The organism is Nocardioides donggukensis (genome assembly GCF_014842875.1).
GTDB classification, from domain to species: domain Bacteria; phylum Actinomycetota; class Actinomycetes; order Propionibacteriales; family Nocardioidaceae; genus Nocardioides; species Nocardioides donggukensis.
Window position 1 is genome coordinate 47,488 of record NZ_JACYXZ010000002.1, and the last position, 12,959, is coordinate 60,446.

Sequence of the window (12,959 nt, forward strand, 5' to 3'; positions counted from 1 at the left end):
ACAGACGAGAGGACCACGAACCATGGCGACACCACGAGCAGCGCAGCACCGTGACCTCGAGCAGCGGCTTCGCGACCTCGAGAGCAAGGTCCGCGAGCTGACTGGGGTGGCGCTGCGCCGGCAGCAGCTGTCTGTCACGTCCGGGGACTTCGTGGTGTCCGGCGGCGGCGCGGTCGTCGTGCAGGACGGCGGCGGGGTGCGCGTGGACTACGCGAGCGGCTCCCCGGCGGTGCAGGTGACCGACCAGTACAGCGAAGGCGAGTACGCCGGCACTGGCCTGTTGGTCGAGCGTGACGGCGGCGGCAGGCTGGCGTGGATGGGGGAGAGCACGGACGGCGGCGCATCGGTCGAGCTGTGGGACAACACAGGGCACCGCATCCTGGCCAACGACGGCACCACGGGCATGGGCCTGGCCATCCCGCACCTGCAGTACCCGATGGCCAACTACGAGCAGCGGTCCAAGACCACCTCCACCTCTTGGCAGCCCGGCTACTTCGGCGGCATCGAGGTGTGGCATCCGTACCTGGACATTGCGGTGCCGGCCAAGTCCGCGGCAGACAACGAGGTTGACGTGCGGGTCCTGCTGGACGGGGCGAACATCAACGGCTCTCCGCAGACCGTGGTCGGCGGTAGCGCCACGCTCCTGTTCCGTGCCGACCTGCGGGCCTTGACGTTCGGGTCCACCCACACGCTGGAAATCGACCTGCGCCGCCGAGGTGCCGGCACCGGTGCTGTGACCTGCTACCCGTACTACGTCCGCGGCGGGCAGAGCTGACTCCGAGCACAACCAACCTGACGACCCCGACCGAGAGGAACCCACCGTGCCAATCAACCGACCCCCCCAGTCCCGCGAGCAGGCTGCAGCTGCCCTGTCCACCGCGGTCCGCAAGGCCGACAGTGCGATCTACGCCCTGCGACAGCGCCAGGGCAGCATGATGCCCCGCCAGTACGAGCGCGAGCTGCAGTCGGCCCGCACCGCGGCCCGGGAGAGCATCCAGCAGGCCCGCGCCGAGCTGGGTGCAGCCATCGCCCGGGAGAGGCAGGCAGAGCTGCGCACGTCTTGGCCCACAGCGGAGGACGCGGCCCGGGTGACGATGTACGCCACCCAGGGGATGGCGCTTGCCCAGGCCGGCATGAGCGACCTCGAGAGCGGCGTCCGTGAGCAGCTGGCCGCGGGCAACCAGTCCGCGGCCCGGGAGTACCTGCGCGCTGGTGGCAGCCGCCTGCAGGCCCACATGCGTGAGACCGGACGAGTAGGGGACTTCCGAGTCCTCGAGCGTGCCGCAACCTCCGAGTTCGCGGCACGGCGGCAGGCGACGGTCAAGGCCCTGGACACCTACGCCGAGCAGACCGCCCGCCTCGACCAGCACCTGCGTGGCTTGGAGGGCCGTCTCGGCCTCGGTGACCCCGACCCCGTAGACGGGACCACCCGCATCGACGTGGCCCGCGTGATCGACCTGTGGCACACGACCGCCGAGGAATCCGCGTCCGAGGCCGGCGTGGCCCACGTGTCCGAACACGCCACAGCGGCAGCTGACACGGGCGTGACGGACCTGTGAGCGAGCCAGAGGCCCGGCACTACCTGCGAGCCGTGCTGGCCCCTGGTGAGCGCCGGGCCGCCGAACGGGCCAACGGGCACCCCGGCGTCGCCATGGTCGGTGCGCACGCGTTCCTGGACGGCGTGGCCTACGTCCCGCGCGGCTGCTACCTGCACACCACGCTCTCGCGGCGCATCCCGGGACTGCTGGCCGTGCTCGAGGACGCCGACAAGCCTGGACTGCAGCAGTACCTGCGGGCCCTGCCGGGCCGGACTGCCGGCGATTCGGCGGCACCGTCGAACCCGCGCGCGAGCGAGTGCATGCCGGGGCGCTGTTCCTATGGACCCGGCCACGCATGCCGCAGCATCTACCCCGACAACTTCCCGCCGGCGGTTGAACCAACGCAGCGGGTCGTGGACCTCTAGACGGGTCCACTCAAGGGCTGGACAGGCACCGGATTCCGCCGGCCCGTCATCTGGGATGGTCGCGGGTCGGTGGTCCGGTGCCTGTCCTCCTGGTGCTCAGAGTTAGCGGGAGCGTTACAACGAGAGCCGTCTGCGGCCCAAGCTGAGCGTGCAGACGGCTCTCTTTCCCTTGACCGCTAGTCAAGGCGGGGGAGTGGCCATGTCTCGGTCTCCAACCAGGGACACCCCCCACGCCCGCCCCGGATCACCTGCGCATGGGCACCACGTCGGCCAGCAACACGTCGCCGGTCGCCACGTCCACCCGTTGCGCGTCCACCACTCGCCCGCCAATGCTCATGGTCACCGTGAAGTCCGTGACCGGTGCCGCAGGTGGCTGGGTCGCCCGCGCATCGCACGCGCTGGCCCACTCGGCCCAGTCGCTCGCCAGCTCGTTCACAGCGTGCTCTCTGCAGTGTCAGCCGCCCCCACAATTGCGGCTGCCAGCTGGCGGGCCTCCGCGGGCGTCATGCGGACCTCGGGCACGTCACCGTCGGGCCCGAGAGTGGCTAGGTGGACGTGTAATTCTGTGTCGCCGGCAAGGGTGACCTCGACTTGCGGCGCAACAGTGCCGGTGCTGGTGAGGTGTGCGTCCGTGAGGCTGGCCGGTACCTGTGCGATGGGCTTCCATGTGGTCATGGGAGCGACCGTGCCAGAGACGGCTGCGTAGGCGCTGCGCACTGCGCGTAGTGCGCGAAAGGGCATTTGCGATGCGCGCCAGGTACGCGAACGGTCTCACCGCGTGAGATTGCTCTATAGGCCGTTGAGGGCCGTCATGAGTGCCGCGGCACCCTGGAAGACGACGCCGAAGGTGATCAGCACCAGCCCGGTCACTGCCGTTTGAACGCCATGCACGGCGGTCTTCCGAGTCAGGCGCGTCAGTGTCTGTTCCGTGGCGTCCAGGTCACTTCGTAGGTCCGAGACGGCGCGCTGGGCATCAAGCTTGCTCTCCACGATCATCGTGGTGATCTCGACAGCCTTGTCGAACAGCTTGGCGGTTTCACCCTCTAGTCGATCAAGGCGTTCTGCTGTCGTCTCATCCGGCGTCCCCCGGACCATTGGTGTATGGCCGGTAGCCCAGCCCGTCGTGCGAGAGGTTGAGACCGCGGTACCCGAGGCTGAATGGACCCGTGGGCCCCTTAGTTTCGCAACCAGCCAGAGGCGTGCACGCTGCACCCGGGGAAACAGGGGCTGATCGGTGAAGTTGCGCCATGTCTGAACCAGCCCCGTGGCAGTGACGATCAACCCCGCGGCCTCTAGCAGGAAGCCAACCAGGGTCAGAGTCACCAGGACTGGGGCGAACATCGGGCAATGCTCACATGGCTGAGCAGCGATGGGTGGGAAACCTGCCGCATGGCCAGGCATTTGTAACGCTTCCGCTTCGCAACCCCCTATGACGACACCCCACCGGACCGGACGGCGGGGCGAGAAGCCCCAGCCCAGCAGGCGTAAATCTCACTCGATGCGACCATTCCTCACGACGGTATTGGGACTGGGGGTCAAGGGGTCGCAGGTTCAAATCCTGTCAGCCCGACCAAAGAACCGGCTCTGACCTGCGGAAACGCGAGTCAGAGCCGGTTCTGGTCTTGACGTGGAACTGCAGAATGGTCGTTTACTAGTCGTAAACGATTCCGCGACCTACAAATCCGGGCTCGTATCGTCGCTCTCATTGAGCCGCTCAAGGAGTTCGGAGAGGTTGGCCGAGACCGGCGGTTTGGCAATGTAGTGGTCCCGGGTGACTTGGCTCGAGGAGTGGCCAAGTTGCCGCGAGGCGAGCTCGGACGTGGTTGCCTCGGAGATCAGCGTCGCCACCGTCTTGCGGAACGTGTGGGGGGTCACCCATTCGAAGCCGGTGTCCTTGCGGATCTGCCGCCACCGCCGCTCGACGTTGACGACCTGATGCCAGGTGCCGTTGCGGGTGGGGAAGACGGCGTCGATCTCGCTGGGCGTCGCGAACTCACGGCGCACCCGGAGCAGCTCGACCGCGAACCGGGGGAGCACAACCGTTCGCCGGCTGGCGTCCGACTTCGGCGTGGGCTTCCGATACGTCCCCTTGCCGGTCTCGGTCTTGATCGTCCCCGACACCGTGAGGGTGGGCAGATCGTCGTCGAGGTCCAGGTCGCTCCACCGCAATGCCAGGATCTCGCCGATGCGGCAACCGGTGGCGAGCATCAAGTCGATGATGTCGGCCATGTCGCCGGTGGCCTTGGGCCCGGGGCGGTCCGAATTGACCCACCGGCGTACCGCAGCGCGGATCTCGATCAAGTCCTCGACCCGCAGGGCCTTGGTCTCCTGTCTGGGTCGGTGAACGCGGGTTGTCCCGCGGGCCGGGTTCGTCGGGATCGCGTCGTGTCTGACCGCGAGGTCGAGCATGGCCCCGAGGACGACCTTGGCCTTGCGTTGCCGGTTAACGCTCCTATCGCGCAACCTCAGCAGGAGCCGGTCCAGCCGGCCCGTGGTGGCCTCGCGGAGCTTCAGACCGCCAACACTCGGTAGCACGAGGTTGTCCAGCACCCGGCGGTACTCGTTGATGGTGGTCTGCTCGATCCGTCCTTCAGCCTCGAGACCAGTGATCCACAGGTTGGCGAGATCGATCAGCCGGGTCTCCGCGGTGATGAGCTCACCCGCTGGCGCGGTACGCGTGCCCAGCACGTCTCGAAGCGCTCGCTCCGCAGCCGCCTTGCTCGGAGCAGTCGCGGTGACCCGTCGAGTGTTGCCGTCGTGGTCACGGAACCGCGTCAGGGCGCGGTAGCTGCCGTCGCGGATCTTCTCGGTAGTGATGGTCCCCCACGTGCCGAGGGGGAGTGGTGGCCTGGCCATGGCCCTACTCGCCTGCTGCGGGCTCGAGATGCTCGACGATCCACGCGTCGAGGTCCGCGCGGCGGTAGCGCAGGCAACCGCCCATCTTCACGGCACGTGGGCCGAACCCGACGCGGCGGGTCCGCCAGGTTGTACAACGTCGCCTTCGGGATAGCGAGGTAGGCCGCTGCTTCGTCGATGGTGAGGATCATGCTCTCGTGGCTGGTGTCGACAGTGGTAGTCATCGTGTGCTCCTTCGTGGTCACGAGGACAGGTTTGCCCTCGTGACTGAAGGTGTGCAGCCCACACCGCGCAGGCTGTGGAGAATTGATCCCGGTGCGAACCTCTGGACGGGACGCAGGTGCCACGTGGCCAGCGAGGTCCACGGGACCCGACTAGTGAGGCGCTCGCGCGGACCCCTCTGCTGCTGCTGGACGTCGATTGTCGGGTTGCGCTCGAGCTTGCTGGGTTTTGCGCTCTTAGCCAGAGGGTTTCGGTTCAAATCGTGTCCCCGGTTCGCCTCGAGCAATGTGGGTGGGGGAGTAGTTGGCACTCTGTTCCGGGAGCCGTCCCTGTCCCGGGATGACGTACCGGACGGGTCTTGCGGGACGACCGAGTCTCAAAAACCCCGCTTCCTGACGGCGTAGCCGTGGAGGGTTCCCTCCACGGTCACGCCCCGCGCCACCTTCGATCCCTGGCAGGCCTTCAGATCGAGCTGGCTTTGCCGGCATCTCCACGTCGGGCTACTCCTGCTGTAGGAGGCGGTCTGCGCCCTGAACTCCGTAGAGCTCGTTGGCTGGGACGGTGGCTCCTGTCAGCGGGTCCTGAACCCGCGCATGAGGGTTCCATTCCTCGAACCGTATGGTCGAACCCCGCTGGTCGTTGTAGACGCGTAGCCGGCCCTGTGTTCGGCCCTCGAATCGAATGGTGACAACGAACTCGTCCGGTGTTCGCCGGCGCAGTGCCTCGCGCGAGTCGTAGCGGAACTTGATGTTGGCTAGGACGCTCCGGTCGTGGACGGCGACGCCGGAGCCTGCGTCGGGCATTGCCTCGACGATGCGTCGGACCCGGGCTTCGATCGCCCTGTACGTGGCCTGGTTCATGCGGCGGTGTTGCGGGAAGGATGTGATGGCCTCCGCGATCCCGTCCATAATGGCGGGGCGCACATGGCCCGAGTCGTACTGAAGAGTGCTCTGCGCTTCGGCTTCCCTCCGCTGCCGGTGCGCTCGGCTAGTGGGCTCGTGCCGCGCGGCGCGCGTGGTTCTCTGCTCGGGGAGGTAGCGCATGGTGACTTCGACGAGCGCGCCGCCTCGATCAGCGGGTACCCATCGCACGCGGTCGCCCCAGGAGTCCACCAGCCGAGCTAGAGCGTACCCGCGGCCCTGCGGTCGCGGCGCGGGTGGGTCTACTCGCCCCACAGCTTCGATCCACTCGACGGTCGCTGGCCCGTTCGTGCCGCCGGGTCCATGGCGCATAAGGTCGAGCATCGACCCGGGCGCGCCGCCCCCGCCGCTGACGGTTCCGTGTGTCACTTGATCTAAGGAACCGGCATGGTGGGCCAGGTCTTCGTCAAACTGACGAATATTGCGGGCGATGTCTTCGTCGAGTTGCCGAGCACCGCGGGCAATTTCTCCGTCAAGCTGACGCAGGGCGTCGTCCATGGCGAGTTCTGCGGCGTGGGTGGCTCGATAGCCAGAGGCGCCTCTCAGCACGAGGCCGCCGCTCCTTAGAGCAGGTCCAACCTCGGGGACGAGAATGGAAGCAACTTCGGTTCCGAAGTAGCCCTGGAGTTCCACCAGCCGGTCAGAGTCCCGGTCCTCGATTGCGGCGGTAACCTCGTTCCACGCCTGTAGGAGCATTTCCCGCTCAGGGTGAGTCAGTGCTTCGAGTTGCTGCAATGTAAGCCCCTGCATCGCCAGTCCAAGGCCCCGCACGAAGCCTTGAAGTGAGTCAGGATCATGGAGACGAACCGCGAGCTCGGCAAGGACAATCAGGCTTTGAGCCAGCTCGCCGGCCCAGCGGATAGAACCGGCCCACCTCGAATACTCATCGGCGAGCGGGGTTCGGAAGCGCCCAATGGAAACTTCGTCCCTCGCAGCGCGAAGCGTCGACTGGCCTGCGTCCACCTGTCTCTGCACCCATCGAGACGCCACTTCTCTAGTTGCTGCCAGCTCGGCCTCCCTGATCAAGTGCGGAGGGATCACCGCGCGGGGCCGCAGGTTGTCGAGAGCAGCATCCACTATCTCGGCCATCTCTGCGCGCTCGGCCAGCGACATGCTTGGCCAAGCCCACTCTTTGGGGATCTTGGGGGGCGCGGCTAGGCCCATTGGGCTGCGTGTTCGGCGGTACTGCGTATTGGTCTCCGGCTGGGAGTGTCGACTGGTCGGGGGAGTGCTGAGTGCGGTGCCGGGCAACATCATCGCGCCGAACGGCCCTGGCAGAGGCCGTTGTCCAGAGCCCCGTTCCGCCCGCTCCGCCGCTCGTTGTAGACGCGAGACGCTGACCTCGGGTGCGAGCTGCATGAAGGGTGAGCCGAACCGTGGCTCTGGCCTGGCCGGCGTCAGCCAGGCTAGAGCAGGTGCCGTCGCGCCTTGCACGAGTCCTCGCTCGCGGTCGTTGGGTCGTCGCTCGACGGTGTGTGAGGGGGCGGGGGCGGTGGGTGGCGCTGCAGGATGGGACGGATGGTTCGACGATCGCGGGGTCGGATGCTCGGTAGGCTCCGGCGGGGCTGGCGAGGATCTGGACTCGGGGGATAGTGCGTCCAACGGGATCGGAGCACCGTGGGTGACATCGAGCGGCGTCGCGGCACGACGGGCCGAGGAGTCGGACGATTGTCGAATGGGCGTGGCCGGGCCGCCGGTTCTCGCCGAGCTGGCCTCGGCCGGCCGAGGCGGTGATGCGACCACGACTACGGGGGACAGACCCCTGGCCTCGGTGGCGCGCGCGGTCGTAGAACGGTCAACGGAGTCCGGTCGTCCGCCCCACCGCGCTCGCGCGTCTGAGGCCAGTCTGCGTGCGAACTCGACTTGCTCGGCAGTCTCTCGCGGAGGACGGATCGGGGTTGGTGCCTGGACGAGGTGGCGCCTGTTTGAGTCATTCATGCGGGGCCTGGTTCATCGTGCCTGTAGGTCGACTGCAGCCGTTTGCTCACGGCGGGTCAGCATCGTCATCGTGGTTGACGAGCCCGCCGATGACACCGGGCTGGACAACTGTGACGCGATCAATGTCAGGGTCGCCAAGCTGGTTGGCGTCGAGTCGCGCCTGACGGCGAGCATTCTCGATTCGCTTGCTCTCGGTGTCAGCTGAGGCTGACAGCACATCAACGAATCGGTGCGCAGCCTTGAAGGGCTCCAGCGACTGCGAGTGGTCGACTAGGAGGCTCAACATGAGGTCGTCAGAATCCAGGGTGATCCTTCGGGTGTGACGTTCGTGGAGAACGAATTCGGCGCGCCGAGCACGCACTCGCTCCCTGTCGACCTCGACGAGCGATGCCCACGTCGCACCGTCAGTCAGAGCGCCGCGGAGCTCGGGAAAGAGGGCCGCGTGCCGAGCCAGTGTGTCCGGGCTATAGAATGCAGCCTCGTCGGGGTTGGCCCTTGGAAGGCTCTCCCTGATCTGTCGGATCTCAGGGTCCTCCAAGCTAGGTAGTACCTCGACCACGATTTCGAACGTGTCCCCAGTTGCCGGCTCAAAGGCGGGGTCGAACGTCACGCGCATTCCGTTGACCAGGACGGTATTCAGGTCGTCGAGCGGTGCTGATCCGCGACGGTCGAAGAGCTCGGCTTCCGGTACCCAGACATCTATCGCGAAGGCCGCATCATCAACGATCCATGTGATCCGGTCACGTCGGGGGCCGACAACGCCGATACCGATCGTGACTGATGTGATCGGCGCGTCTCCCGCCCCAATCCTGCTCGCGGATGCGTGATGCACTAGATATGGCATTCGCAACTGGCCGGCGGCGGCTTCCAGCTCATTGAATCGGCCGTCTCCGCTCAGTGGATAGACTGCCGAGTTTCCAGCGAATCCGATCGGCCCGTTGGGTGCAATGACTTCCGCGATCGGGGCCGTGCGGGTGCCGGGCTCGCACACCTCCACGCGACCCGATGCAGTAATGCTGCAGGTCCAGTCGACGGGAACTCTGATCTGTTGAAACCTGAGATACCGCGCGTCCGGATCCTCTGCCACGGCAATCGCACGCCAGTAGTGAAGGACGTTGTCGATGATGTGGCGACGGAGTCGATGCACGGCCCGTTCGACACTTCGGGCGGCGTCGGCGGCCGCTCGCTCCCGCTGGACTTCGCGTTCATATACCTCCTGCGGGATGGCGAATACGTCGGGCGGCGCGCCCGCGGCCGGCAAGTCAGGCAGGGTCATCCCTCCGGCAACAATGCTGCCCATGAGGTTGGTGACGTTCTCGTCTCGAGTTCCGACGTCGGGCGCGTCGGCCCTGACCCGGTCGAGATCCTGGGCGTACGCGTCGTCAAGTAGCACTCGAGCCAGGATCCAGTCGAACCGACGAATCCAGTCCGCATCGATCTCGTGTGGGAGCGGCAAGGCCTCGGCGATGAATGCGCAGAGCCGCACCTGGGAAAGGCGGGTGGAGATTTCGTAGCGCTTCTGGAGGCGCGAGTAGAGGTAGGTGACGGCCATTCCGTCGTTGGGGTTGCTTATCTCAGAAATCGTTGCCTTCTCCGTGCTTTGCTCCTCCTTGACAGCCTTCGAAACCGTGACGGTCCGGCGAAGCCTTGAGCTCGATTGCTGCATGGTCTCGTTTAGATGCGCCTTGGATTCCTTGCTGGATTGGGCATCTTCGCCGGCCGCCCCGGCCGTGACGGAAGCGCTGCCGAAGCCGAACGATGCGCTGGCCGTTGCCTCGGCATGCCATCCCAGTTGCGACGACGACTCCTCGACGACCTCGGTGGAGTCCCGCGCCGAGCTGGAGGATTCGGTTGTGGTCTGAACCTCGGTACTGACCTCAGAAGTGGTCGAGCGAGTGGAACGGCTCTCGCGACGAATCACGACCCGCTCGGACTGCCTCGGTCCCAGCGTCACCGTTCGAACGGTTTCGCCAGGTTGGTGACCTAGTGGTACCCAACTTTGCTCATAGATGAGCTGGATACCGAGGTTCACTGTGTGCGGTGGTGTGGGCGCAAATGCGTACGTCTCGCTGCTTGGGTCGGCCGGCGGCCAGAGCAAGCCTGCCCACGCCTGGTTGATCCGGGCGATGAATGTGTCTGATTCGCGTTCCCATCTCCATGCAGACATGAATGGGCGCAGATCCGCCCGTGCCCGGCTCGCGGTGTCGGTCTCCACGGCAGCGGCGAGGCGCGATCGCATCTCGGGAACAAGGACGCGGAAGGCGCCCACATCGAAGTTCCCCGTATTTGGGACGACGGCCATCCTCGTTTCCCGCAGCCAGTTGCCGAGGGAACTGGCCCCTATGGCATCCCAGACGCGTCGAGTGAACTCACTAGATGGAAGAGTCTCCCGTGCTCGGGGGCTTGGATCGTCACCCCAAATGATCAGCTCCGGCAGCAGCCCGTGGTAGGCCTCGGCGAAACCTTCACGTATGCCTTCGGCAAAGTCCTCCTCGCTTCGAGGTGGTGTCGAGGGAAGTGACCCAATGGGGACGCCAGGTGTCGATCCTCGGTCGCCCAGTTCCTTCTCGACGTCGAGCCAATCTTCGTCTGGGAGGATTTCATCAATGACGGCCGCATCGGTCGCCGGCCGCTGCGGCATCACGACGTAGCGGGAGAACGTGTACACGGCCGTCGGCGCGACTCGTTCTAGGCCCGGTGAACTCGTGGGCGGGTCAAGGAGGCCGGCCAGTCGAGCTTCCAACGCGCGTGCCATTGGCTCGGAAACCACTGGGTCAGCCAACGATGACACCTCCCTGAATTCCGACGTCGGCGGGCGCAGTGCCTCGAAGCACGTCTCGGGTCCCGGGACGCCAGGACACAGCCGATTCGATGGCCGCAGCGGCAACGTCACTGTCGGACGCCGTCAGCGCGTCCGGCCCAGGCTGACCTACGCCGACAAATGAGACGTCGGCCCCGCGTGCCCAAAGTACGGCACTGACTTCGCGAAGATGCCGACGGGACGCGGCGTCCGCCAGCGGCCAGACAATGACCCGCAGTCCATTGCTACTCGGCATCGCCTCAAGAGTTGGTGGAACGGACGGGCCGGTCAGCGTCCCGACCCCCATGAAGTTAAGGCTGCGCAGGCGCTCGACGGCCGGCACTCCCTCGCACAGGATGAGCTGATTGGCAGACAGGTCTCGACTCCCGTACAGCGGCAGCAGGGCAGCCTGAGGCTGTGTCACGTTCCCCTGAGCGTCTATCCAGTCCGAACGGACGCTCACCAGACCATCTGCGAATCTGTGCTCTTGTACAACCAGTTCCCCCACGGTGCCATCCAGCAGTGTCAGTTTCAGCCGTTGAGTCGTCGGGGTGCCGCTTGCTACCGCGAGCGGGGGCCGAAGCGCGCGCCAGGGATCGACCCCGACTCCGGGCTCTGCCCGGCTCCGAGTAAGCCGCGCGGCACCTCCGGAGCGCAAGGCGGCGCGTAGTGCAATGTAGGGATCGATCTCGGTCGGCATTCGCCACCTCCTCAACTCTTGCTGTGCGCAACTCGAGTGTCGCAAGCTAGGATCCGAACCATCGCGCTTGGACCTGTACCGAGACCACAACTCCTGCGGAGCACCCCGAGACCGGCCCTCGAACCTCCGGAGGCAGAAGTCCCGCCACGACTGCCTCCCGGATCCGCTGAGTTTCCTCGGCGGTTTGACACTCGTCCGAAGCCTATGCCGGGCAACTGCTGGAGGCAGTCCCAGTATTCTGGGATCTTTCCGTCCTATGCGATGGCTGTGAAAGACTGCGGGATGGCTTCGCACGCTACTGTCGATCGAGTCTTGAATAGGCTCGACAGTAGGGCACGTCAGGGGCTACAGGTGGCAGAGTTCTTGGCTGACGTGGAGGACCTGCTTCAGTCCGTCTTGCCGCATGCTGCGGCGTGCGTCGGGATGCTCGATCCGGCCACGCGGCTGGTCACATCGGCACACAAGTACGGCGACTTGGCCGGCCGTGACGAGCACGATCGTGATTGGGGACTCATCGAGTACGGAACGCCAGAGGAAACCAGTTTCATCACTCTGAGTCGCGCTCGAGTGCCCGCCGCGTCGGTGGATCGAATCACGCACGGCGACCGCCGTAGGTCGCGTCGGACGCGAGATCTCATCGAGCCACGCTTCGGCTATGGAGACGAACTCCGATGGGTAGCACGAGACGCGGGAAGCACATGGGGCGGCGTCGCGCTGTTCCGCTCTGCTGGCGAACGAGCCTTCCAGGAAGCCGACGTCGTTTTGGCGACGAGGTTGTCGTCCATCGTGGGGGCAGGCTTGCGCTGCGGCCTCATCGCTCAAATGGCTAGTCCGCCGCATCAACGAACGGTGGCACCCCTTGTGTGGATCGTTGATCGCAACGACTCGATGACGCTGCTCACCCCAAGGGCTCAACAGGACTCTCCGGGGATCGTTCCGTCGCTGGGTCCGCCGGCCCTTGCGGGAGGGTTGGTCGCCGCGGCGCGCAGATACGGCCGAGGACTCTGCGACGAGGCACCTCACTGCTGTCTCCGTCTCGGCGATGGACGGTGGGTCAGCGTCGACGCTGTCCCCATATCCCGCCGTGACGGCCGGGGCGGGGACGTCGTGGTCACGATGGTCGAAATGGGGGCGTCCCCGATCGGTCCGCTCGTTGCCTCAGCGCTCGGGCTTTCACATCGCGAGCGCGAAGTGACCAGGCTGGTCTTGGCCGGGGAGACCACGGCGGAGATCGCAGGCCGTCTGCACATTTCGACTTACACCGTCCAAGATCACTTGAAGGCCGTTTTTGAGAAGGCAGGGGTACACAGCAGACGTGAACTCGTCTGTAAGGTGTTCTTCCACGTCTCCGCGGCATTTGCGGAGGCGCCCAAGGGCGGATAGAGCGAAAGGACGGTGGCCGGCAGCCCCTCGTCCAACATCCGGGCTGCCAGGTATTTCGCCGCGAACGCGGCCTCACCGTCTACTCAGTGGCGAGCATCTCTCCTCGCTGGAATGGGGGATGCTCTCACGACACGACTTCGAGAACACCACCCAGGCCCAGGCCGTCGAGCTGGACTG

General features: G+C 65.9%; 9 protein-coding genes. 4 read left to right on the forward strand and 5 right to left on the reverse strand.

What is annotated here, in order from left to right:
- The first annotated feature begins 22 nt into the window (after window positions 1-22).
- From IE331_RS06645 to IE331_RS06655, 3 genes are read left to right on the forward strand one after another with little or no spacing between them, the layout of a single operon-like run.
- Entirely contained in the window at window positions 23-775 is a 753-nt protein-coding gene (locus IE331_RS06645; RefSeq protein WP_192141894.1) for a hypothetical protein, read from the forward strand.
- Window positions 776-821: 46 nt separating this feature from the next.
- A complete protein-coding gene (locus IE331_RS06650) occupies window positions 822-1,559 on the forward strand; it encodes a hypothetical protein (RefSeq protein WP_192141895.1) in 738 nt (245 codons plus the stop codon).
- Entirely contained in the window at window positions 1,556-1,963 is a 408-nt protein-coding gene (locus tag IE331_RS06655; protein WP_192141896.1) for a hypothetical protein, read from the forward strand. Before IE331_RS06650 ends, IE331_RS06655 begins: the two co-directional genes overlap by 4 nt.
- Before the next feature lie 244 nt (window positions 1,964-2,207).
- Here the strand turns inward: IE331_RS06655 and IE331_RS06660 are convergent, their stop codons facing one another.
- The 5 genes from IE331_RS06660 to IE331_RS06685 form a co-directional block, all read right to left on the reverse strand.
- Window positions 2,208-2,399: a hypothetical protein gene (locus tag IE331_RS06660; protein ID WP_192141897.1), complete on the reverse strand. Its 192-nt coding sequence runs from the start codon at window positions 2,397-2,399 to the stop codon at window positions 2,208-2,210.
- Window positions 2,400-2,752: 353 nt separating this feature from the next.
- Complete coding sequence (locus IE331_RS06665) at window positions 2,753-3,304, reverse strand: hypothetical protein (RefSeq protein ID WP_192141898.1); 552 nt, start codon at window positions 3,302-3,304, stop codon at window positions 2,753-2,755.
- Window positions 3,305-3,637: 333 nt separating this feature from the next.
- Window positions 3,638-4,819 (reverse strand): tyrosine-type recombinase/integrase, encoded by a 1,182-nt coding sequence (locus IE331_RS06670; RefSeq protein WP_192141899.1) that lies wholly within the window; start codon window positions 4,817-4,819, stop codon window positions 3,638-3,640.
- Window positions 4,820-5,541: 722 nt separating this feature from the next.
- Entirely contained in the window at window positions 5,542-7,074 is a 1,533-nt protein-coding gene (locus IE331_RS06680; RefSeq protein ID WP_192141903.1) for a hypothetical protein, read from the reverse strand.
- A gap of 871 nt (window positions 7,075-7,945) precedes the next feature.
- Window positions 7,946-10,567: a hypothetical protein gene (locus IE331_RS06685; RefSeq protein WP_192141905.1), complete on the reverse strand. Its 2,622-nt coding sequence runs from the start codon at window positions 10,565-10,567 to the stop codon at window positions 7,946-7,948.
- A gap of 1,183 nt (window positions 10,568-11,750) precedes the next feature.
- Here IE331_RS06685 and IE331_RS16935 point away from each other — a divergent pair.
- On the forward strand, window positions 11,751-12,782 hold the full coding sequence (locus IE331_RS16935) for a helix-turn-helix domain-containing protein (RefSeq protein WP_192141907.1): 1,032 nt from the start codon (window positions 11,751-11,753) through the stop codon (window positions 12,780-12,782).
- The last annotated feature ends 177 nt before the right edge of the window (window positions 12,783-12,959 follow it).